Origin of the sequence: Aquibacillus albus, assembly GCF_016908325.1 — a bacterium.
GTDB classification, from domain to species: domain Bacteria; phylum Bacillota; class Bacilli; order Bacillales; family Amphibacillaceae; genus Aquibacillus_A; species Aquibacillus_A albus.
The window spans coordinates 16,907-40,135 of record NZ_JAFBDR010000028.1 but is presented as its reverse complement, the minus strand read 5'-3'; the positions used below and the strand labels follow the sequence as shown (position 1 = coordinate 40,135).

Here is a 23,229-nt window from a genome sequence, read left to right as displayed (position 1 = left end):
TGGGGAGGAATTATACAAATGGAAAAAATGGTACAACGAGTCCCAATTGGAAAGCTTTCTGAATTCCCGGAAAGATTAGGGAAAACAGTTAATGTAGGTTCAAAAGAAATCGCGGTGTTTAAGCTTGGTAGTGGTAAGATACATGCGATTGAAAACAGTTGTCCACACAAAGGTGGCGTACTTGCAGAAGGGATGGTAAGTGGTGAGCATGTTTTTTGCCCAATGCATGATTGGAAAATTAGTGTAATTGATGGGAATGTTCAAGAACCGGATGAGGGTTGTGTGCAGACCTTCAAAGTTGAGATTGAGAACGATCAAGTATATGTTTTGGTATAAGATTGTTTGAACATTAAATAGTAGAGAGAGCGAAAATATGTACATCCAGAAATGACTGAATCAATCTGAAACTTAAAAATTTTACAGTCACCTGACCTGGTTATCTGGTGAAATGTTCTTTTCAAGCCATTTCTTTTGCCCGTTACTAGGTTAGGTGTTCTTTTTTAATCATGATAAATGAGAAATTAGTTGGTCAGATATCTATAAAACTATTTCGAGGACAGGCCTAAGGAGGGCACACATGGGAAAAGTATTTTTAGTTGGTGCAGGTCCTGGTGATCCAGATTTAATCACAGTTAAAGCATTGAAATGTATCAAGCAGGCAGATGTCATTCTTTATGATCGGTTAGTCAATAAAGACTTGCTAAAAGAAGCAAAGCCAGGGGCGGATTTGATTTTTTGTGGGAAACTCCCGAATTTTCATATGATGAAGCAAGAAACAATCAACTATATGCTAATCAAATTTGCAAAACAAGGGAAAGTTGTAACAAGGCTTAAAGGTGGAGATCCTTTCGTATATGGTCGTGGAGCGGAAGAAGCAGAAGCATTGGCTGAAAATGGGCTGGAATATGAGGTGGTTCCAGGTATTACTGCCGGGATTGCTGCACCAGCATATGCAGATATACCTTTAACACATCGTGAACTAGGCAGCTCTTTTGCAGTTATAACTGGTCACTGTAAAAAAGGGATGCCAAAGGATATTAAATGGGATAGCTTAGCGAATGCAGTTGATACGTTAGCGATTTATATGGGGATTGGTAATCTTCCATTTATTTGTGATCAATTAATATCGCACGGTAAAAGCAAACATACCCCAGTAGGGATTATTCAACAAGGTACTACGGAGGACCAACGAACTGTAGTAGGCACTCTTGAAACAATTGTTTCTGTCGCTGAAGAAGCAGAAATCAAAAATCCCGCTATGATTGTTGTCGGTGAGGTTGTTCGTTTCAGAGAAAAAATGCTACAATTACAATCAATAAATAATCAGCAACAGATTGAAGCTGTATTAAAAGAAGCTTATTGATTTGGAGTGATGGTATGCAAGCTGTTCTATATATTTGTCATGGTAGTCGTGTGGAGAAAGCTGCAAATCAAGCCATTGAGTTTGTTGAGAAAACAATGAAGCTTGTAGATGTCCCTATACAAGAATACTGCTTTCTTGAACTTGCAAAACCTACCATTGATGAAGGGATACAACGTTGTATTGAACAGGGTGCGAAAAAAATAGCAGTTGTTCCTGTTCTATTATTAACAGCTGCACATGCAAAAAAGGATATTCCAAATGTATTAAAACAAGCATCTAAACATTATAAGAATGTGGAATTCAGCTATGGCAAGCCAATTGGAGTTCAAGAAAAAATGGTTGATGTTTTGGTTGAGAGGATCAAAGAAAAAACATCCATTTCACAAGATCTTCATGTACTATTAGTTGGTAGAGGAAGCAGTGATCCAGATGCGAAAATCGATACACAAAAAATAGCGGATACTCTAAAAAATAAATCACGGGTATCCTCTGTTCGTATTTGTTTCCTAGCAGCTGCCCGTCCTACGTATGAGGAAGCACTAATAGAGGCGGTTGAAACCGGTGCTAATCGCATTGTAGTTCTACCTTATTTATTGTTTACTGGTATTCTAATGAAGGAGATAGAACAAACAGCACAGCAACTCCGTCTCTCGCCAGAACAGGAAGTAATTGTTTGCGATTATTTAGGAAGTCATCGTAATGTATGTGAACAATTAAAAGCTAGAGTAATTGAAGCGATCAGAGAGGGAGAGAAGTATGCAACAATGGCTTAAAGAAGTAGCAAGGGGAAAACGAGGATCAAAGGATTTGGATTATGAGACAACGAGAGAAGTTGCGCAAACGATCGTTGATGGGAATGCAACAGATGCCCAAATTGCAGCATATTTAGTTGCTCAACGTATAAAAGCCGAATCACCAGATGAGTTACTTGCCTTTATTCATGTTTTTCAAGAGCATTCTGAAAAGCTACAGGTTTCACCTGCGATTACTGATAAGATGATTGATTTTGCAGGTCCTTATAACGGTAGAAATTCTTTTGTTGCTACGATTCCCGCATCCATTTTATTAGCGAGCTATGGTATCCCTGCGTTTCTTCATAGTAGTGACTCACTTCCACCAAAATATGGAACATCTATTAAGGATATATTGTTTGAATTAGGCGTTTCTGTGGAGGAAGAGAGTAGTTCGATAGTGAAACGTCTAGAAGAATGTAATTTAGGCTTTTCTTGGACAGAAAAATTCTGCTCCATATTACAAGAAATGCGGCCAATTCGTGAGCAAATCCATGTGCGAACGTTATTAAATACAGCTGAAAAATTATTGAATATTTCTCAGGCAAAGTCGATTATGATGGGGGCTTTTCATCGAACAGCAATTAATAAGATTTATCCAATTTTTAAAGGCCTTTCTTATGATCGAGTGTATATTGTTCAAGGTCTAGAAGGCTCGGAGGATTTACCGGTTCATCGAAATAGTTTCGTGTATCAATTGACAGACGATTCACTAGATTCATTTATTGTAAAGCCGGAAGAATATGGAGTATTAGATAAAAATTTTGATAAAAACAAAAAACTGAGTGCAAAAGAACAGTGTGATATCATTCTCTCTATTTTAAACGGTGAAAAATTGGAAGCCTATAACTATTATTATCAGCAAGTTTTATTCAATACTGGTATTCGTTATTATTTATTTGGAGCGGCTTCGACGATTAAAGAAGGGATTGAAATAACAAGGGAACAATTGAATAAAGGTGTCGGTTTCCAACAATTAGAGAAATGGAGAAATAGTCAGTCACTAATTAAAAACAGCAAATAGTGCGTGTTCAAAAAGTTTTACCGGACTTTTTTGAACAACCTTTAAATGAAGAAAAAAGCTTCCTTACGAATTTGACGTAATCGGAAGCTTTTCCTTTTTTAATCCCTCTTTTTTAGCTTTTGCTGTAAGGATAAAATATATTTTGTTTGTTGCGCTGCATTCATGAAATCATTCGTTACGACTTCCGTTAGTAAGGTTTGTTTCTCTTCTCGGTCTAACTTAGCGTTTTTTATCATCGTTCGAACTTCAAATAAAAAGTCTAAATAATTTTCATAGGATTCATCATATGTTTTCTCAAGTTTTTGCTTGATTTTTTTTGCTAATATGGGACTAGCACCACTAGTGGATATGGCAATGGAAAGCTTTCCCCGTTGTAAATAAATCGGGAATTGCACATTTCCTGCTTCAGCATCACTAGCTGCGTTAATCAATGCATAATCAGGTGCTTCTGCAACAATTTGTTGATTGACTTCCTCCTTATTTGTGGCGGCTATGATTAGGAATGCCTCTTTCAAATCTTGACTAGAAACGTTCTTTTTTAGCCATTTAATTTGTCCATGATCTACTAACGTTTGTAGCTTCGGTGTTATGTTTGGACTAATTAGGGTAATCTTCGGTTTTGCTGAGATGATATTGTTTATTTTTCTTTCCGCAATTATTCCTCCACCAACTACCACCACTCTCTTTCCCTGTAAATCTATCATTGTCGGAATTAATCCCATTTTTTTGTACTCCTCATCCGTGTTTTGTTGATTACTATCATTTTACTTGAGGTGATGGGTTGGAACAAAACATATGATTATTAAATCAAAGACGTGTAAAAATGGTCACTCTACATCTTGAACACCAAGATGATTTAATAAATTTTTCAATTCTTCTGAGGCTCGATCTATTATTTTAAAATATTCTTCGGGGCTACAATTTTCGTTTAGGACTTTATATCTTTCTATGATATCGTTTAATGTTTTACGTTCTTCTTCTGTGGCATTAAGATAATAAGGGGCTAAAGCAGCACAAATTACAGTAAATGCTCCGTGTTCTTTTTCTATATGTTGAGCAGAAATAACTCCTCCCATACCGCCTTTCTTTTTTATGTTTAAAGCCCGCCTTGCAACAATTTCCAGCTTTATAGCAATTTGTTCGCTGAACAATGAAATCAGCTCCTTTATGGATTATATAATTTTAATAGTAACGAAGTAAGTTACTATTCTTTAAATTTAATTAAAATAGAGGATTTTAGGGAATTTATGTCAAATGGATATATAGGGTTATTAGTTAAATAACGGATCCCTTCTATGATAACAAATATGAAAGCGGAATCATACAAAAAGGAGAATTAAAAATGGAAATAGTAGACATCCAACTGTTAGCTGAAAAAGTAAAAAAGAATATTAACCAAGTGATTATTGGAAAGGAAAGAATTATTGATCAATTGCTTGTAGCTTTGATTTCCTCTGGGCATGTTTTACTAGAGGACGTTCCTGGAACTGGAAAAACACTGCTGGCAAAATCTTTAGCAAAATCCTTGTCCTGCACATTTAACCGAGTACAGTTTACACCAGATTTACTTCCAAGTGATATTACGGGCGTTAATTTTTACAATCAACATAAAGGTGTGTTTCAATTTCGACCTGGTCCAATTTTTGCGAATGTTTTGTTAGGGGATGAAATAAATCGAGCAACTCCGAGAACGCAATCGAGTTTGCTGGAAAGTATGGAAGAAAAACAAGTAACAATAGATGGAGAGACGAGATATTTGGAGCAGCCGTTTATGGTTATTGCTACACAAAATCCAGTGGAAAGTCAAGGTACCTTTCCATTACCAGAGGCCCAACTTGATCGATTTTTATTAAAGGTCAGTTTAGGTTATCCATCGAAAGAGGAGAGTATGGAAATCTTAAAAAGGTTTAAAGAGAATAATCCTTTACATTCGATTGAAGCAGTAATAAGTTTAGAAGATTTAATTGTTGCACAACGACTTTTTTCAAAAGTACATGTAAGTGAAGATTTACTGGCCTATATGGTTGATATCGTTGAAAAAACACGGATGCATCCTAATGTATTGTTAGGTGTTAGCCCGCGTGGTAGTCAAGCTTTACTAAAGGCAGTACAAGCATATGCTGCAATCCAAGGCAGGGAATTTGTCATTCCGGATGATGTCAAGGAAATGGCTGTACCAGTTTTAGCTCACCGGATTCAGTTAAAGCAACGAATCGGTACGAAAGATCAATCGGAAAATATCCTTCATCAAATTATTGATGATGTTGATGTTCCTACAGAAGAATTTGCAAAGGAATTGAACAGGTAATGAGTATTGGGTGGATCATAGTTGTTACAATGGTTTTTATTGTGTTACAGAGTCACCTCTATCGAAAGTGGGGGTTTCATAAAATAAAATATACCCGTTCCTTTAACCAAGATTCAGCGTTTGAAGGGGAAGAAATAGAGATGGTTGACGAACTGGTGAACAATAAAGTATTGCCGCTCCCCTGGTTACGAATCGAATCAAAAATAAACGCCAATTTAAAGTTGCGAGATCAGTCGAATCAAGTATCAGAAATGGAAAGTGAAGTATTTCACCGTACCTTGTTTACACTTATGCCGTTTCAAAAAATTACAAGAAGGCATTACGTTACATGTCTTCAAAGAGGGTACTATTCGTTACAAACCGTATCGTTGTCGACAGGCGATCCGTTTGGTTTTTCAGAAAAGTTTCAATCTGTTCAGGCTTCTGCTGCCGTTTCCGTTTATCCAAAAATAGTTCCAATAAATGAGATACCTCTTCCATCGCATAGCTGGTTAGGTGACATTACTGTGAGAAGGTGGATTATTGAGGATCCATTTGTTTATGCTGGTGTACGTGAATATAACGATAGTGACCCACTAAATCATGTGAACTGGAAGGCAACTGCACGGACCGGAAATCTTCAAGTAAACAAAAAGGATTTTACTGCAGACCATCATTTAATGATTTATATCAATTTTGATCAAACAGAGGATATTTGGATGCCGATTGAAGATGAATCGTTAATAGAAAAAGGGATCTCTTATGCTGCTTCTATTGCAGATTATGCATTGGCTAATGGAGTTAGTACTGGTTTTGGCTGTAATGGTTATTTTGTCGCGCCGTTTAACAACCCAACGGATAATGTCCAACCTTCCATTCGGGTGGAACCGAAAAATGGCCAACAGCAACTAACGTATTTGTTAGATACAATGGCAAAAATAACAATGGACCGCAGTAGAAATTTTAATTATTTTTTATTAGAAGACATGGAAAACCAAGTAACAAATAGAGATATCCTAATCATTACATCGATGTTAACGGAACAAACACAACAGTATATTGACAAATTAGAAGCGTTAGGAAACGCGGTTGAAATTTTGTGGTTAGAGAAGGATGCAGATCAAGAAACTGAACAAACGATAGCAGGTGATATTGGTGCGTAAACATGTGCATCTGTTAAAAACAACACAAGGATTGCTGGAGTTGCTTGTTTATTTTCCTGTATTATTATTTATTGGGGCTTTCGTTCTTCCAGATTCAAGCTTGTGGAAATGGTTAAGTAGCTTTGTTTTCGTATTTTGTACTGGATTATTGTTTAGGACCGTTGTGTCGAATAAAAAAGTAGGGCTCTATTTACTATTCTCTATTGCTGTAGCAGCAGTTCAAGCACTATCCTTATCTATTAACCTTTATTTTACTATAGTGACCTTTCTTATTGGTTCTATTATTACGTACAGAGGAACGTTATATGCTTTTCGAGATCGAATAGATCTATTCCCAAGCTCGTATTTGTGGGTTGTTGGACTGCCAATCTATGTGGCTAGCCATATCATATTTCGTTATGTGGATTCCCTTACTTCCTATTTAAGTTTGATTAATTGGTTCGGACTTTGTTTGTTAGTATTTACTTTATTTGTTTCGAATAGTGAACATTTAAATGCTGCAACACTATCAAAGCAGGCCAAGCCAACACTATCTAATAGCTTGAAACGACAAAATCAATTTTATATTGTGGCAACGATTTTATTTGTTGTTTTTATAACTAATTTACATGTTATTCAATCGGTCGTATATCAAACGGTTGTACAAACAATTCGAGGGATTATTTGGTTATTAACCCTAGGTGGGGGAGAAGAGTCGACTCCTGAACAACAAGGGTCGAATGGTCAGCCAAGTTTGCCAGCAGCTGAACAAAGTGATCCTTCAGCTCTTGCTGTTTGGTTAGAACGTATCATGTATGTCTTTGTTATCCTTTTATTAATCGGTGCGATTTTATGGTTGTTCGTTTTCTTATTTAAACGGTCACGTCAATTGCTTGCAAAAGGTTATCGGTGGTTACGACTTGTGCTAAACCAAGTGTTGGGAGAAAAGGACCAAGTTACAACACATCAATCCTATACAGATGACAAGGAAAGTTTAATGGACTGGAAGCAGTTTCGAGAAAAGCAAAAGGATCGTGCAAAAGAATGGGTGAGCCAACTGTTTCCTAAGAGCCCAAAGTGGAATAGGATGACTACTGAACAAAAAGTTCGTTATATTTATAAGAAGCTGGTTAAAATACAAGGAAAGCATGGAATTACGGTTAGTTCTCATTTAACAGTTCGTGAAACATTGGAAGTATTCGAAAAAGCAATTCCAGAACGTAAAACGGAGCTTGAACAGTTGAAAAATGCTTATGAACAAGTACGTTACTCTCACCAAGAAGGGCAGGGTGTACAAGTGGAAAGTTTTATCTCGTTAATTGAAAACAAAGGAAAGGGTTAGATAGAAATGCTGCATGAATTTGTAGTTCACTTGCCACTAGATAAAGTAGATGTAGCTATGGAGCAATTAAATATAGCTGGGTTTCATCAATTTTCCTATGAGCCATCCATACGAGTTTTTAAAACAGCGAACGGATATTCTTATGAAGAGCTCCAAACCGATTGTGCTGTTATTAGCATCTATATGGAAGAATCTTTGACGAATAAATCGATTGAGGCGTATTTTGAAAAAATCAGGCAAGTGTTAAATGTTTCTCAGAAAGATATCCAGCATAATCAATTGGATGATAACACATGGGATCAAACGATTTTTGAGGATATCGATTTAGGAAATGGATGGGTGCTTTGTTACTCTGGGAAAGAGAGCGATTTTCCCAATAAAAATATTTTAAAGTTTGAACCACAAGTCTCTTTTGGGACAGGCTTGCACGAAACGACACAAGACTGTCTTCGTCTCCTTTTAAATAATAGTTATGAAGGGAAAACCGTTCTGGATTTAGGGACAGGTTCTGGTTTACTGAGTATTGGAGCCTCCTTGAAGGGAGCTAAGAAGGTTGTTGCCGTTGATCTTGAGCCAGTAGAAAGGGAAATTCAACATAACGCGGAGTTGAACAATCTGGATACGGCTATTGAAATTGAACAAGCAGATCTAATCGCAGGTGACTTCCAAATAACTAGTATGTTTGATTGGATTTTCATCAATATTGGTGCTGATGAGACGATCAAGATCATTGAAAAACATCGACTTCTCGAGAAAAGTAATCATTTTTTAATTTCTGGTGTCGTTGAATGGAATGTCGATAAGGTAATTCATACTTTTACAAATGAAGGTTTTTCCATACAAGATCAGCTTCAGACAAATGAATGGGTGACGTTATTATTTAGTCGTTAAGAATAAGGTTGTTAAAGGATTGATTCCATTGACAAGAAAAATGAAACGTACTATACTTATCTCGAATTCGAGATAAGTATAGTAGTATAGATGGAAAATCTTAAGGTAATCTATGAATAGAACATGCTGCGTTTAACGTGAGGAGGGTAATCATGAAGCATATATTTAATCAAGGTACAGACCAAACCAAACCAACATTGCTATTGTTACATGGTACTGGGGGGACTGAGCAAGATTTGCTACCGTTAGCCAACTTAATTGATGCAACAGCTTCTGTCTTAAGTGTACGTGGTAACGTATCTGAAAACGGAATGCCTCGCTTTTTCCGTCGATTGGCTGAAGGGGTATTCGATGAGGAAGATCTAGTTAATCGTACGAAAGAATTACATGAATTTTTAGATGATGCCTCTAAACAATATGATTTTGATCGTGATAACATCGTAGCAATTGGGTATTCCAATGGGGCAAATATAGCAGGTAGTTTGCTGTTTCACTATGAAAAGTCACTAAAGGCTGCTATTCTCCACCACCCGATGGTTCCGAGAAGAGGAATGGAATTACCTGATTTAGATGGTACACCAGTATTTATTTCTGCAGGACATAATGACCCACTATGTACTGAGCAGGAAACAATTGACTTAGAGTCTATATTGACGAATAAAGGAGCCGAAGTAGAGGTTCATTGGGAAAACAATGGACATCAATTAACAAGAACAGAAGTGGAAGCTGCTAAGGAATGGTATGATAAAGTTTTTTAAAAAGGTAAGTTTTCCTATGTAATGAAAAAGGAAGGGGGGTGCAGGTCCCTTCCTTTTGTACCGTCCTTGGAGGAGTTTTCACCATGAGCAAGCAGTAGGTGCCTTTCGTTAAATTTTTAACAAAATCACTTAATAACCACCACCGTAGAAAGAGGTTCCTACGATGATTAATAGGATAAATAGAACGACGATCAAAACAAAGCTGTTTCCGCCGACATAACCTCCACTCAAATCTTTCACCCCCTTTCGTTCCTTTATGCTATGGCTAAAATAGAAAAAGGAAAAGGCTATTGTTATTATTTGGACAAAATTCAATGAATGTCTCAGACAGTCTATCACAATACCAACTGAATCAAACTATCAAAGGGTGACATTCATCCAAACTATCTTCTCCTTCTCACATATGCTGAATGTAGAAGGAGGGAGAAAAATTGAATCAAGATTTTCTTAAAAATATAGAAAAGAAGACTGGTGTAGATATGAGAAAGGTAATGCAACTTGCTAATTCACTGAATGGTAAAGATCTTCAAGATGAAAAAACCGTTAGAAATTTAGTAAAGCAAGTAAGCAGTCTCGCTGGAAAAAGGGTAAATAAACAAACAGAGGATAAAATAGTCGAAATGATCATCAATAAAAAAGTAAATGAATCTACTGTAAAGAAAATGATGAAATAATAGGGTGCTTTGAAAAAAGGTGTAGAAAAATTTTTCTACACCTTTTTTTGTTCCGTTTGCTTCCTAAGGAAATAAGCGAATGAAAAAATTTGCATTTTCCTCTTCCAAAAGTAAACAAAAACGAATATACTATAACTGTATTACATATATTAGTACAGTTAATACACGTAGTACACTTGATACAGTTTCATTGAGGGGGGTTGTAATGTTCGATTTAGATTTGAGAAGTAGGAAGCCAATCTATGAGCAGCTTGTTGATAAATTTAAAGAACTAATTATCAATGATGTTCTTCAACAAGATGAAAAGCTGCCATCGGTTAGGACTTTAGCGCAACAACTAACCATCAATCCAAATACGATACAAAAAGCTTATAGAGAATTGGAAGCTCAAGGCTTTATATACTCGATAAAAGGAAAAGGAAGTTTTGTCCATCCTGTTACAAAATTGGATAGTTCGGAGGAGCTGGAAAAAATGAAAGAGGAGCTAAAGAAATTAATTGCAGAAGCAATATTTTTAGGGATGTCAACAAAAGACCTTTATTCCATTATTGAAGAAGCAGAAGACGGTGTTAAAGGGGGAGAAAAGGATGATTAGCTTCTCAAATGTGACAAAAACATTTGATGCTGGAAAGGTATCAGAGCATGTACTTCATGATGTAACCTTTGAAATTCGACGTGGATCAATCTATGGATTACTTGGATCCAACGGCGCTGGCAAAACAACACTTTTGAAAATCTTAGCAGGTATTTTGAAACAGGACAGTGGTACGGTATCGATTGATGAACAACCAATCTTTGAAAATCCAGTGCTGAAAAGTAGAGTAGTTTTTATACCGGACGTGGTATTTTTCTTTTCACAATATACCGTTTTACAAATGGCTAAATTTTATCAAGATGTATATCCAAATTGGAATCAAGAGAGGTTTAAAGCGTTACAAACGCTGCTCGGTTTAGATGTGAATAAAAAAGTTCAACGATTTTCCAAAGGAATGCAGCGACAAGTAGCTTTCTGGTTATCCCTATGTGCGATGCCAGATGTTCTTATCCTTGATGAGCCATTTGATGGTTTAGATCCTGTGATACGAAATAAAGTAAAAAATTTAATTATACAGGATGTGGCAGAACGAGACATGACCGTGATTGTATCGTCCCATAATCTACGTGAAGTCGAAGATATTTGCGATTATGTAGGAATTTTGCATAGAGGATCGTTCATTCTTGAAAAAGATTTAGATGACTTAAAATCAGATGTACACAAAGTTCAAGTTGCTTTTAAAAATGAGGTGCCTGAAGCATTGTTTGCAAGCTTAAATCTTTTGCATCAAGAGCAACGAGGAAGTGTAGTATTATGTATCGTCAAGGGAAAAGAGTCAGAAATTGAACAAGTAATAAAACAATATAACCCAGTTATCTATGATGTATTACCGCTTACATTAGAAGAAATATTTATCTATGAAATGGGAGGTGTAGGTTATGCAGTTGAAAACATCCTCGTATAAAAAAGAATTGATGAAACAAGATTTGCGGAATGTTGGTTGGATTGGCGTTATTTATTTTGTTGCTTTAATTTTTGCGGTGCCACTAGAAATTATGATGCGTGTCACAAATGATAATCGGTCATATTATCCAGATAGTGAAACATTATTTTCTTTTCATTTAGAAATTCAAGTATTAGCGATATTTATTGTACCAGTAATACTTTCCATTTTCTTGTTTCGTTATATGCAAGTAAAAAGTGCAACAGACTTTGTGCATAGCCTCCCATTAAAACGGGAAAGAATGTTTCATCACCATTTGATAACTGGTGTGGCAATGCTTATTATTCCCCAGTTACTTATAGCAGTTATTCTATTATTTATGAATGCAGCCATTGATCTGGAGGACTACTTTGTCCCAGCTGATTTAGGATATTGGCTTGGAGTTACTACAGTTGTTACATTAACTATTTTTTTGACGGGTATTCTCGTTGGAATGGTAACTGGAATATCAGCAGTTCAAGGTGTACTTACTTATATACTCTTGCTTTTTCCAGCTGGAATTGTATTGTTACTTCTAGTCAACTTAGACTATGTGTTGATTGGATTTTCAGAAGATTATTATCTGTCTACAAGAGTAACTGAGTTTTCACCTATTACCGACTTAATTGAGCTATTTCATCGAGATTTTACATTTTTAAAAGCGATCATTTATCTTTGTATTTCGGTTGTATTCTATTATATGTCGATTCAACTTTATAAAAACAGAAAGCTGGAAGCTGCAACACAAGCGCTTGTTTTTTCTAAACTCAAGCCAGTATTTAAATATGGTGTGACATTTTGTGCAACTTTGTTGGGTGGATTTTATTTTGGTGAAACACAACATCAGTTTTCCTGGATTTTAGTTGGTTATATTTTGGGGTCGATGATCGGATATCTGGTCGCCGAAATGGTTCTGGAAAAAACGTGGCGTGTATTCGGTAATTGGAAAGGATATCTCTATTATTCTGTTGCTGCCGTGATTATTTATTTTATTATTTCTATCGATATTACTGGTTATGAAAATAGAATACCTGAAGCAGAAGCTGTGGATCGTATTTACTTAAACGAAAGTCCGCATCGGTATAGTTATGCGAAGGAATTGTATGAAATGAACTATCCAAACTATTTATCTGAAAAGAAAAATATTGAAGCTGTCCGTGCTTTACATCAGCAGTTAATCGAGCATACGAGCAGAATCGACTACAGCGGTTATAGAAATGAGCGGATGACAATAGCATACGAATTATCGAATGGAAAAATGATTGTTAGAGAATATTCAGTTAAAGATCAAAAAGTAATAGAAAACTACTTGAAGCCAATATACGAATCAAAGGAACATAAAGAAACACAAACAGAGCTTCTGCATGTAAATAGTAACGATGTTTCAAAAGTTACCATTTCTCCTGATGTGGCTGTTTCTGGTGAGGTGGTAATTGTAGAGCCTGAACAATTGATGTCGCTGGTTGAGGGGTTAAAGGCAGATATTTACGCTGAATCGTATGACGATATCGTTTACCCTCGTCATCACATGTCTAGAATTCGCATTTTAACAGCGGAAAATCGAGAGTTACATGTACAGTTTAAACAAAGCTTTGAAAATGTAGAGCAATGGTTAAGAGCCAATAATTTTAATGAGGATGCAGTAGTAACTGCAGATGATATAACGAAAGTGGCTGTACAACGACTCAGTGAAAATGATAACAGGCACTATTATGACCGAATGGTGCAGATAAGTGAGAGTAGTGACGATGTGCTAGTTGTTGAAGAAAAGGATAAAATCGAAGCAATTTTAAATAGTACTGGTGGTCAAAAGCCCGGGGAGCGGTATGTGATCGGTTATTTCTTTGAAGGTGATGATTATCCCCATATTCAACATTTTGCATCCGATGATGTCATTCCAGACTTTGTTTTAGAATATTTTAATAAGTGATGAAGGGGGAATAGTTATGGAAGACATTCAAATAGATGAAACTAATAGTGATTTTAATCAAATCTTTCAACTCTATTACGAACGAATTTTTAGCGTTGCCTGGAATGTTACCAGAGATTTTTATTTGGCAGAAGATGTTGTTCAAGAGACATTTGTGAAAGCATATAAAAATTTACATCGATTAAAAGATCAACATAAAATGGGTGCTTGGCTATCTACTATTGCCAGTCGAACTGCAATTGATCTATTAAGAAAAGAAAAACGAAGCTTCCATATCCCTTTGGATAGTATCCTGTTTACAAATGAGGAAAGTCTATTTCCGTTATTAGAAGTAGATAATGAAATGGAAATGAAGTTGAGAAAAGAAGAAATATACCAAGAAGCCATTCAGTTAAGTCCGAAGCTTCGACACGTTTTTGTTCTCAGATTTCAAAAAGACCTAAAGGAATATGAAATAGCAAACGAATTGAACATTTCTCTTTCAGCAGTAAAAACTAGATTATACCGAGCGAAAAAAGCAATGAAACAACAATTACAAAAGCAGCAAAGTATTGAATCGGAGAAAATGGATGTCATTAGTGCCTAATTGGTACTTAAAAGCCGTCTTTGTCGTATATACAAAGACGGCTTTTTGTTCTTCTTTCTGAATTTTCATAAAAATAATGTCATATTTCCTTACATACCCTATGACACTTCCGTTAGTTACATGATAACCTTATATTTGAATGCTTTAGTTAAAGCCACGGGGGGTTTTCAAACATGCGTAAACAAAAACTTGTATTAGTAGGAAATGGGATGGCGGGATTAAGGTGTATAGAGAATATCCTTAAAAACAATTCGACACTGTATGATATAACCATTTTCGGCAGTGAACCGCATGTTAATTATAGTCGAATAAAGTTATCTTCTGTTCTTCAAGGAGATACTTCCCTTGAAGATATAACGATTAATGATAGAAATTGGTATGAAGAAAACCATATTCAACTTTATACAGGGGAAACGGTAATAGATATTGACAAACAAAATAAAAAGGTGAAAACAAACAAAGGAACAGAGGTTACTTACGATAAATTGATTTTGGCGACAGGGTCAAATCCGATTATGCTTCCTTTACCAGGTGTTGATAAGGAAGGCGTTATTTCTTTCCGAACGATTGAAGACTGCCAAAAAATGATAGACGCTGCCAAGCATCATAAAAAAGCAATCGTGATTGGCGGTGGACTCTTAGGATTAGAGGCAGCTAGAGGACTACTGAATCTTGGAATGCGTGTGGACGTTGTTCACTTGACTGATTTATTAATGAATAAACAGCTAGATCAAACAGCTGCAAAAATGCTGCAAAACGAATTAGAAAGACAAGGAATGAATTTTCTATTAGAAAAGGTATCGAAAGAGATTATTGGTGATAAACGGGTAGAAGGAATAAGGTTTGAAGATGGAACATTTGCTGAAGCTGATCTCATTGTAATGGCTGTTGGAGTAAAGCCAAATACGGAACTAGCAAACACGGCTGAAATTGAGACAAATCGTGGAATTGTCGTTAACGATTTTTTAGAGACAAACGTTCCAGATATTTATGCTATCGGAGAGTGTGCAGAGCATAAGGGAGTTGTTTATGGATTAGTTAAGCCTCTGTATGAGCAGGGTGCTGTCCTGGCAAATCATTTATGCAAGACAAATACAAGCGGATATGAAGGGTCCGTTCTTTCTACACAATTGAAAATATCTGGCGTTGATGTCTTTTCTGTTGGTCAGTTTGAGGCAGATGACAATACAAAGACGATTCATATGCATGATGAAATAACATCCACTTACAAAAAAATATTTTTTAAGGATAATAAAGCAGTTGGTGCGGTTTTATATGGCGATACAAAACAGGGACCACAACTGCTTGAATTAATTGTAAAGCGGAAATTTATTCCAGATAAAGAAAAATCAGATCTATTAAAGCCAATTGATCCAAGGGAGTCTTATGCTGCTACCTTGCCAAGAAACGAGTTTGTTTGTACGTGTAACAATGTATCTAAGGGAGTCATTATTGACAATGTATTGGAACACGACCTTAAAACGGTTAAGGAGGTCCAATCCTGTACGAAGGCATCTAGTTCATGTGGAGGTTGTAAACCAGTTGTAGGTGAGCTTTTAGAATATATCTATAGTGACTATTTCAATGAATCGACCAAACAAACAACTTTTTGTAGCTGCACAACGCTAACAGAGGATGCGATTGTAGCAGAAATTCAAATGCAGAAATTGACAAGCCTTCCGGAAATTATGGACACTCTTGGATGGAAAAATGACCAGGGCTGTTCAACCTGTAGGCCAGCACTAGAATATTATTTGGGAATGATTTATCCGGAATATGATCAAAGTCAGCAAACTTTATATTTAAATGAGAAGATGAATGCTTTATTTCGTAAGGATGGAACCTATTCGATTGTGCCGCAGCTGTATGGCGGAATCGTAAAACCGCGTGACTTACGGAAAATTGCGGACGTTGCAGACAAATACGATCTTTCTCACCTTGCTATTACTAGTGATCAACGAATTCACTTACAGGGACTGAAGAAGGAGCAACTTTCACCGGTATGGGCTGATTTAAATATGCAGCTACACTCTGTTTCTGCAAATAGTGTTCATAGTGTGAAAACAACGAATAATGATCATTTGTGTGAATGCGATAAACAACCAGCAGTTGAAATGGCTGAATCATTAGAAAAAAGAACGGAATTTATGAAGGCTCCGTATCGAATTCGGATGGGTATCTCTGCTTGTATGCATAATGGAGCTGGTTCAACAACGAAAGATATTGGAATGATTAAAATCAACAGAGGATGGGAGATTTATGTTGGTGGCAGTAGTGGAAGAAATGCAAGGTCTGGTCAGCTTTTATGTGTAGCAGAGACGAAAGAGGAAGCAATACGGTTTGTACTAGGATTTATTCAATATTATCGAGAGTCAGCAAACTTTTTAGAGCGAACATGGCAATGGATTGATAAAGTGACATTAGTTCATATAAGAGAAGTCCTATTTAATGAAGAGTATCTCCATTATTTAGTAGATAGCTTACAAAAGGATTTAATGCAACGAAAGAATTTATTAGAGGTTGTTCAAAAAGTCGTCAAATGATAAGCGGCGCATCTCTTCGTTGGCTCGTTCTTCTGGTCCTCATGTAGGGAAAGCCTACACTCCGGTCCTCAGAAGCTTCGCCGCCTCGACCTGCTTGCTTCTAATTTACCAACTTTTTGAACACGCAATATTAGTGAAGAACTAATCAACCAGGCAAAAAAGGGGGAGTTCACTTGACGGATTTGATGCTGAAATACTTTCGAACGAAACAACAGGAAGTACAATCCGAAAAAATATACGATAGTCAATGTCCTTATTGCAGTATGCAGTGCAAAATGCAATTAATTGAACAAACAAATGTTACAAGAAAAATGTATAAAACAGTTGGAAAAGATAATCCAACATCAGAAGGTCGCCTTTGCATAAAAGGAATGAATGCACATCAACATGCATTACATCGTGACCGTATTAAACAACCGTTAATGAAGATTGACGGAGAATTTGTAGCTGTATCATGGGACAGAGCTCTTGAAAAGATAAAAGAGAATTTTTTAGAAATTCAACAAACAGATGGGCATGATGCGTTATCGGTATATGGAAGTGCTTCGATCACAAATGAAGAAGCATATTTATTAGGAAAATTTGCTCGTGTAGCTTTGAGAACAAAGCATATTGATTATAACGGGCGACTATGCATGGGGGCAGCAGCTACCGGAGCAAATCAAACGTTTGGCATGGATCGAGGCTTTACAAATACAATACAAGAAATTCCACATACGCGTTGTATCATTCTAGCCGGAACGAATATTGCAGAATGTCAGCCAACGATTATGCCGTATTTTGAACGAGCGAAAGAAAATGGTTGTTATATTATCGCTATCGACCCTCGTGAAACAGCAACGACAAAGATTGCTGATTTACACTTGAAAAATAAACCTGGTACAGATGTAGCATTAGCAAATGGTCTGCTTAAGGTGATGATTGAAAAGAACTTAATTGATCAAGACTTTATTGAAGCTCGAACGACTGGTTTTGAAGAAGTAATGAACTATGTTTCTTCCATTGATTTGGAGGATACTTCGGAAATTACAGGTGTACCGTTCGAGCAGTTAATGCAAGCAGCAACGGTATTTGGTCAAGAGGAATCAGGGATGATTTTTACAGCAAGAGGAATTGAACAACAAATCGACGGAACTGCTGCTGTTCGGTGCTTTTTAAATATTTTATTAGCAACAGGTAAAATCGGTAAACCGAATTCTGGGTATGGTGCGGTCACAGGTCAGGGAAATGGACAAGGTGCTAGAGAGCATGGACAAAAAGCTGATCAGCTTCCGGGTTATCGCTCCATCGAAAATCCAGAGCACCGACAATATATTGCTGATGTTTGGGGCATCAATGAAAAAGACTTACCACGAAAAGGCGTATCGGCCTATGAGATGTTTGAAAAGGTTAATCACGGTGAAATAACTGGAATGTTTGTGATGTGTTCAAACCCTACCGTTTCAAATCCGAACGCAAACTTTGTCAAGAATGCCTTAAAGCAATTAAAGTTTCTAGTTGTTGTCGATTTGTTTATGTCAGACACGGCTAAGTATGCAGATGTAATATTACCAGCTTCCTCCTATTTGGAGGATGAAGGCACCATGACTAACGTAGAAGGGCGAGTAACACTACGAGAAGCAAGCTTTCCTCTTCCTGGTCAAGTAAAGCACGATTGGCAAATACTATGTGAAATTGCAAGTGCTTTAGGAAAAAATAAGTTTTTTAACTACCAATCGGCAGAAGAAATATTTGAGGAGCTTCGAATCGCGAGCCGAGGCGGAATTGCAGATTATTATGGGATAACGTATGAACGATTACGCAAAGAACAAGGCATATTGTGGCCTTGCCCAACATTAAATGAGCCAGGAACAGACCGATTGTTTACGGATCATTTTGCTCATGAAGATGGAAAAGCGAAAATGGCTTTGTTCCCTAATCATTCTGAAGAACCAAAGCCTAAACCTGATCGCGATTACCCACTCTTTTTAACGACGGGTCGGGTCATGTCTCACTATTTAACAGGAGAGCAGACAAGGAAAAGTCCTTCCTTGGCAGCTAGAAATGTTGAGGCATTTATGGAAGTTCATCCACAAACGGCAAATGATTACGGGTTAAAGGAAGATGTACTTGTAAAAATAGAGTCCAAATATGGACATATTATCGTTCGGAGTAAGCTATCCGAAACTATCCGGAAGGACACTGTATTTGTTCCGTTTCACTGGACAGACTCACAAAATGTGAATCGATTAGTAGCAAATCAATTAGATCCATACTGCCGAATGCCGGGCTTTAAGGTGAGTGCAGTCAGGATTAATCCGATTTAAAGTAGTAACTGAGTATAAAGAAAATAAAAGATGTCCCTTTTAAGACTTTTATGGGGACATCTTTTTTTATTGGTGCTAATACTTTATTAAGAAACAGGCTCCGCTGCTAAAAGCAAAACGAAGGGACATGAAACAAACCAAGTTTCCTAAAAGACTTATCCCAAAATCGTCACAATGAAAAATTGGATTTATTCACCAAATCAACTGTTTTTCTGTTATCATTAAAAATACTGCATAATCTAAGGTTAGTACGTTTTAAAAAGGAGAAAACAATTAATATGACTAAATCACTTCCATTTACAGTCTCGAGAACAAAAAATTTCTTTGATCGATTAGGGGATTATATCGGGGATGTTTTCTATGACATATTACCTGAAAAAGGATATGAGCTTAGGGACGAACAAATTTATATGGCTTACCAAATAGAAAAAGCATTTAAAAACAAATCCACGATTTTTGCGGAAGCGGGAGTTGGAACAGGAAAAACGTTTGTCTATTTATTGTACGCGATTTGCTATGCGAGAAATAAAAGAAAACCAGCAATCATTTCCTGTGCAGACGAAACCTTAATCGAGCAGCTAGTCAAAAAGAGTGGAGATATAGAAAAACTTGAACAAGCACTTGGACTTTCTATCGATGTAAGGCTGGCAAAAGCACGTGAACAGTATGTGTGCCTGAAAAAGTTAGATCCTTTAATGGATAAAACAAATGATGAAGATATTGCAAGAGTATATGATGATATTCCTGCCTTTGTGTTTGATCAAGGGAAATCGATGAAATCATTTGAAGCTTATGGAGATCGTAAAGAATATCCGTGGCTATCCAATGAAAAATGGGAATCCATTGCTTGGGACCCATTACAGCAGTGCTCGACATGTGAATGGAGGCACCGAAGCGCTCAAACGCTGCATCGTGAATATTATCGTCATGCGGAGGATTTAATTATTTGCTCTCATGATTTTTATATGGAGCATGTTTGGACAAAAGACTCTAGAAAAAGAGAAGGTCAGATGCCTTTACTACCTGAATCAAGCTGTGTTGTGTTTGATGAAGGACATTTGTTGGAATTTGCAGCACAAAAAGCATTAACGTACCGATTCCATGCTGAAACGTTACAAACGATTCTAACGAGCTATATGAGTCAAGATGTTCGAGAGGAATCACTTTATTTAATTGAAGATATTATCAACCTTCAAGACGATTGGTTTACCTATTTGAGCAACAGTGCAGTTTCTGTAAAAGGATCAAATCGAAAAGAAGTAAGTAAATCCTCAGAAATGATGGACATGGTAAAACAGTTATATACAAAAGTCCAGCATTTGTTAGATCAATTAGTTTTTGATTCGGAAATGTTTACGATTGATTCGTACCATATCAAAATTATTGAAGAATATTTAGAGTATTTCACGTACGGTTTATCTATTTTATTAAAAGATGATCAAGGTATTTTTTGGCTTGAGCAAGATGAATCACAGACTTCTTTTGTCATTATGCCTAGGTTAGTTGAAGATGTTTTGCGTGAGGAAGTGTTTTCACAATCTCTTCCTTTTATATTTTCTTCAGCAACTTTATCTCAAAATGGTGACTTCCGTTATTTGGCCCATAGTCTAGGGATTGAAACATATGATTCATTTACTGTACAGTCCCCGTTTGATTACGAAAATCAAATGAAAGTAATTGGTTATACCCAAGTTACTGAGGAACAAAAGTGGGAAGAGGTAAGAACAGCTTTATTAGAGAATCAAGGTGCTTCTCTTCTTCTCTTTAGTACAGTTGACGAAATGAATCAATTTCGAAGTTGGGCGAACCAATGGGAATGGGATTTTTCTATCCTATACGAAGGTGATCGCGAAATTAGTGAAACGATCCAAGCTTTTCAGCAGGATAAGGAATCTGTCTTATGCTCCTATCATCTTTGGGAAGGATTAGATGTACCTGGTGAAGCATTAACTCAAGTGTTTATCACTGCTTTACCATTTCCGCCGCATGATCCAGTTTTTCAAGCAAAGCGAAAACACGCAAAGGATCCAATAAACGAGGTGGATAATCCCTATATGTTATTGCGATTAAGACAAGGAGTAGGGAGGTTAATTCGAGGCAGTCAGGATTATGGAGTTGTACATTTGTGGCTGACAGAAGAACAACAGCTTCACTATCGAAAAACAATCGAACCATTATTGCAAACTAGTGTTACCTGGAAATAGTAGCTTCCATTTGTGGTGTTGTCACAATTACGCTCCTTTAGGAATAATTATTCTATCCAATATGTTACTTTAGTAATTTTGCTCACTTAGGAAAAATTAAAATTGACCATCCTTTCAGGAGGTGAGTGAGCATGAATAACCAAAGAGGACGAGTTCTTCCTATCTTAGCATCTGTAGGGATTGGCGCAGCAGCCTACTACAGCATGACAAGAGGTAAAGGAATGGGAAATATGGCACAACAATTTATTCCATTTGGTGGTAACCAGAATCAACAAGGACAACAACAGCAAAACCAACAACAACAAAATCTTCCATTTTAATTTTGTTGAAGAAATGCTTTTACAGTAGGCCTTAATGGTCTACTGTTTCCATAAGAAGGAATAGAAAAGCCATTTGGAAAGATATGGGCCTGTTCATAGATAAGGCCCATATCTTTTGATATAATGTAACCAATCATAGATAAGAAGGAGCATTGATACATGGCTAATAACAAAGTAATCGGTTTTGTTGGTTCCTATACGAAAGCGGAAAGTAAAGGGGTTTATACATTTACCCTTGATAAAGAAAAACGTGAAATAACAGATATTAACGTAGCAGCAGAATTAAATAACCCTACTTACTTGACGGTGAGCAAGGATAACCAATTTCTATATGCTGTTGCGAAGGAAGGTGAAAAAGGAGGAGTAACTGCCTTTTCGTTAAATGAGCAAACAGGGGAGTTAACGTTACTAAATAGTCAAACTTCTGAAGGGTCGCCTCCATGTCATGTAAGTGTCAGCAGTGATAATAGTAATGTAGTGACAGCTAACTATCATACGACGAAAGTTGAGTCTTACCTTACGAATGAAGATGGTTCACTTAATCCTGCGGTTTCTGTTATGGAACATGAAGGGAATGGTCCGCACGATAGACAAGAAAAACCACATATGCACTTTTCAGGCTTTACGCCAGATGAGAAATATATAATAGCCATCGATTTGGGTAGTGACAATGTTATTACCTATGCGGTTGATAATGGGAAATTAACGAAAGTACATACATTTGAAACAAAACCAGGTAGCGGTCCTAGACATATTGCTTTTCATCCAAATGGAAAGTATGCCTATGTCATGACGGAGCTCAGTTCTGAGGTTTTAGTCTTACATTATAATGAACAGGATGGAAGCTTTTCAGAAGTACAGTCTATCCCGACGATTCCATCAGATTTTACAGAAACAAATGATGGAAGTGCGATTCATCTTTCTCCAGATGGAAAGTTTGTTTATGCAGGAAATCGCGGTCATAATAGCATAGCGATTTTTAGTGTCGATGAAAGTACGGGTAAGCTTTCCTTTGTAGAGTGGGCTTCAACAGAAGGTAATTGGCCTCGAGACTTTGCGCTTGATCCAACAGGAAAGTTTGTCGTTGCTGCTAACCAAAAATCAAATTCATTAGTTTTATTTGAAAGAGATGAAGCTACCGGAAAACTCTCGCTTCTTCAAAAAGACGTTCCTGCCCCTGAGGCGGTTTGTGTTAAGTTTTTAAATGTTTAATTAAGGGAATCAGGGAGAGGATGAGCCAAATATGCGCTCATCCTCTTTTTCATGAATGGAAATGTGTTCCGTTACTGATTTTTGATTCAGTTCCCGAGTGGAGATGCAGTTAAAGTGAATCAAAACTGTAATATGATTCAGTTCACGAACGGAAATATAGATAAAGTGAATCAAAAACGTAATATGATTCAGTTCACGCTCGGAAATGCATTTAAAGTGAATCAAATCTGTAATATGATGAGGTTCACGAACGGAAGTATAGATAAAGTGAATCAAATCTGTAATATGATGATTTTTACCAAAATTAGATTCGTGCCCAAACAAGTGAGCGTCCTCTCC

General features: G+C 36.8%; 23 protein-coding genes. 19 read left to right on the top strand and 4 right to left on the bottom strand.

Going from position 1 to position 23,229, the window contains the following annotated elements; all coding sequences use genetic code 11:
* The first annotated feature begins 18 nt into the window (after nucleotides 1-18).
* The 4 genes from nirD (at nucleotide 19) to JOC48_RS18390 (ending at nucleotide 3,178) form a co-directional block, all read left to right on the top strand.
* Entirely contained in the window at nucleotides 19-336 is a 318-nt protein-coding gene (gene nirD, locus JOC48_RS18405; protein ID WP_204501878.1) for a nitrite reductase small subunit NirD, read from the top strand.
* Nucleotides 337-577: 241 nt separating this feature from the next.
* Nucleotides 578-1,363, top strand: a complete 786-nt coding sequence (gene cobA / locus JOC48_RS18400; RefSeq protein ID WP_204501877.1) for a uroporphyrinogen-III C-methyltransferase — start codon at nucleotides 578-580, stop codon at nucleotides 1,361-1,363.
* 14 nt (nucleotides 1,364-1,377) lie between these two features.
* Nucleotides 1,378-2,136, top strand: coding sequence for a sirohydrochlorin chelatase (locus JOC48_RS18395; RefSeq protein ID WP_204501876.1), 759 nt, complete (start codon nucleotides 1,378-1,380; stop codon nucleotides 2,134-2,136).
* Nucleotides 2,120-3,178 carry an anthranilate phosphoribosyltransferase gene (locus tag JOC48_RS18390; protein ID WP_204501875.1) on the top strand — a complete coding sequence of 353 codons (1,059 nt, stop codon included), beginning with the start codon at nucleotides 2,120-2,122 and terminating at the stop codon, nucleotides 3,176-3,178. The genes JOC48_RS18395 and JOC48_RS18390 overlap by 17 nt, the downstream gene beginning before the upstream one ends.
* Before the next feature lie 98 nt (nucleotides 3,179-3,276).
* On the opposite strand, the gene JOC48_RS18385 is transcribed toward JOC48_RS18390, so the two are convergent.
* Nucleotides 3,277-3,900 carry an NAD(P)-binding protein gene (locus tag JOC48_RS18385; protein WP_204501874.1) on the bottom strand — a complete coding sequence of 208 codons (624 nt, stop codon included), beginning with the start codon at nucleotides 3,898-3,900 and terminating at the stop codon, nucleotides 3,277-3,279.
* A gap of 105 nt (nucleotides 3,901-4,005) precedes the next feature.
* Nucleotides 4,006-4,329 carry a hypothetical protein gene (locus JOC48_RS18380; RefSeq protein WP_204501873.1) on the bottom strand — a complete coding sequence of 108 codons (324 nt, stop codon included), beginning with the start codon at nucleotides 4,327-4,329 and terminating at the stop codon, nucleotides 4,006-4,008.
* Between the two features lie 191 nt (nucleotides 4,330-4,520).
* On the opposite strand from JOC48_RS18380, the gene JOC48_RS18375 reads away from it, so the two are divergent.
* The 5 genes from JOC48_RS18375 to JOC48_RS18355 all read left to right on the top strand — a co-directional run bounded on the left by JOC48_RS18375 (nucleotide 4,521) and on the right by JOC48_RS18355 (nucleotide 9,598).
* Nucleotides 4,521-5,486 carry an AAA family ATPase gene (locus tag JOC48_RS18375; protein WP_204501872.1) on the top strand — a complete coding sequence of 322 codons (966 nt, stop codon included), beginning with the start codon at nucleotides 4,521-4,523 and terminating at the stop codon, nucleotides 5,484-5,486.
* Nucleotides 5,486-6,628 (top strand): DUF58 domain-containing protein, encoded by a 1,143-nt coding sequence (locus tag JOC48_RS18370; RefSeq protein ID WP_204501871.1) that lies wholly within the window; start codon nucleotides 5,486-5,488, stop codon nucleotides 6,626-6,628. The genes JOC48_RS18375 and JOC48_RS18370 overlap by 1 nt, the downstream gene beginning before the upstream one ends.
* Nucleotides 6,621-7,949, top strand: a complete 1,329-nt coding sequence (locus tag JOC48_RS18365; RefSeq protein WP_204501870.1) for a DUF4129 domain-containing protein — start codon at nucleotides 6,621-6,623, stop codon at nucleotides 7,947-7,949. The genes JOC48_RS18370 and JOC48_RS18365 overlap by 8 nt, the downstream gene beginning before the upstream one ends.
* A gap of 6 nt (nucleotides 7,950-7,955) precedes the next feature.
* Nucleotides 7,956-8,840: a 50S ribosomal protein L11 methyltransferase gene (locus tag JOC48_RS18360; protein ID WP_204501869.1), complete on the top strand. Its 885-nt coding sequence runs from the start codon at nucleotides 7,956-7,958 to the stop codon at nucleotides 8,838-8,840.
* 152 nt (nucleotides 8,841-8,992) lie between these two features.
* Nucleotides 8,993-9,598 (top strand): alpha/beta hydrolase, encoded by a 606-nt coding sequence (locus tag JOC48_RS18355; protein ID WP_204501868.1) that lies wholly within the window; start codon nucleotides 8,993-8,995, stop codon nucleotides 9,596-9,598.
* Between the two features lie 129 nt (nucleotides 9,599-9,727).
* Here JOC48_RS18355 and JOC48_RS18350 read toward each other — a convergent pair whose 3' ends face one another.
* Nucleotides 9,728-9,829, bottom strand: coding sequence for a YjcZ family sporulation protein (locus JOC48_RS18350; protein WP_239584473.1), 102 nt, complete (start codon nucleotides 9,827-9,829; stop codon nucleotides 9,728-9,730).
* Nucleotides 9,830-10,029: 200 nt separating this feature from the next.
* On the opposite strand from JOC48_RS18350, the gene JOC48_RS18345 reads away from it, so the two are divergent.
* The 10 genes from JOC48_RS18345 to JOC48_RS18300 all read left to right on the top strand — a co-directional run bounded on the left by JOC48_RS18345 (nucleotide 10,030) and on the right by JOC48_RS18300 (nucleotide 22,890).
* The gene (locus tag JOC48_RS18345; RefSeq protein ID WP_204501866.1) at nucleotides 10,030-10,272 is read left to right on the top strand and encodes a stage VI sporulation protein F; all 243 of its coding nucleotides are present in this window, start codon (nucleotides 10,030-10,032) and stop codon (nucleotides 10,270-10,272) included.
* A gap of 205 nt (nucleotides 10,273-10,477) precedes the next feature.
* Complete coding sequence (locus JOC48_RS18340; RefSeq protein ID WP_204501865.1) at nucleotides 10,478-10,867, top strand: GntR family transcriptional regulator; 390 nt, start codon at nucleotides 10,478-10,480, stop codon at nucleotides 10,865-10,867.
* The gene (locus JOC48_RS18335) at nucleotides 10,860-11,771 is read left to right on the top strand and encodes an ABC transporter ATP-binding protein (RefSeq protein ID WP_204501864.1); all 912 of its coding nucleotides are present in this window, start codon (nucleotides 10,860-10,862) and stop codon (nucleotides 11,769-11,771) included. The genes JOC48_RS18340 and JOC48_RS18335 overlap by 8 nt, the downstream gene beginning before the upstream one ends.
* Nucleotides 11,746-13,719, top strand: a complete 1,974-nt coding sequence (locus JOC48_RS18330) for a DUF6449 domain-containing protein (protein ID WP_204501863.1) — start codon at nucleotides 11,746-11,748, stop codon at nucleotides 13,717-13,719. Before JOC48_RS18335 ends, JOC48_RS18330 begins: the two co-directional genes overlap by 26 nt.
* Nucleotides 13,720-13,735: 16 nt before the next feature.
* Nucleotides 13,736-14,305, top strand: a complete 570-nt coding sequence (locus JOC48_RS18325; RefSeq protein ID WP_204501862.1) for an RNA polymerase sigma factor — start codon at nucleotides 13,736-13,738, stop codon at nucleotides 14,303-14,305.
* Nucleotides 14,306-14,478: 173 nt separating this feature from the next.
* Nucleotides 14,479-16,848, top strand: a complete 2,370-nt coding sequence (nirB, locus tag JOC48_RS18320) for a nitrite reductase large subunit NirB (RefSeq protein WP_204501861.1) — start codon at nucleotides 14,479-14,481, stop codon at nucleotides 16,846-16,848.
* 173 nt (nucleotides 16,849-17,021) lie between these two features.
* Nucleotides 17,022-19,154 (top strand): assimilatory nitrate reductase catalytic subunit NasC, encoded by a 2,133-nt coding sequence (gene nasC, locus JOC48_RS18315; RefSeq protein WP_204501860.1) that lies wholly within the window; start codon nucleotides 17,022-17,024, stop codon nucleotides 19,152-19,154.
* Nucleotides 19,155-19,432: 278 nt separating this feature from the next.
* Nucleotides 19,433-21,358: an ATP-dependent DNA helicase gene (locus JOC48_RS18310; protein ID WP_204501859.1), complete on the top strand. Its 1,926-nt coding sequence runs from the start codon at nucleotides 19,433-19,435 to the stop codon at nucleotides 21,356-21,358.
* Between the two features lie 131 nt (nucleotides 21,359-21,489).
* Complete coding sequence (locus JOC48_RS18305) at nucleotides 21,490-21,678, top strand: hypothetical protein (protein ID WP_204501858.1); 189 nt, start codon at nucleotides 21,490-21,492, stop codon at nucleotides 21,676-21,678.
* A 159-nt stretch (nucleotides 21,679-21,837) separates the two neighbouring features.
* Entirely contained in the window at nucleotides 21,838-22,890 is a 1,053-nt protein-coding gene (locus JOC48_RS18300) for a lactonase family protein (protein WP_204501857.1), read from the top strand.
* A 9-nt stretch (nucleotides 22,891-22,899) separates the two neighbouring features.
* On the opposite strand, the gene JOC48_RS18295 is transcribed toward JOC48_RS18300, so the two are convergent.
* On the bottom strand, nucleotides 22,900-23,214 hold the full coding sequence (locus tag JOC48_RS18295; protein ID WP_204501856.1) for a hypothetical protein: 315 nt from the start codon (nucleotides 23,212-23,214) through the stop codon (nucleotides 22,900-22,902).
* Between the last annotated feature and the right edge of the window lie 15 nt (nucleotides 23,215-23,229).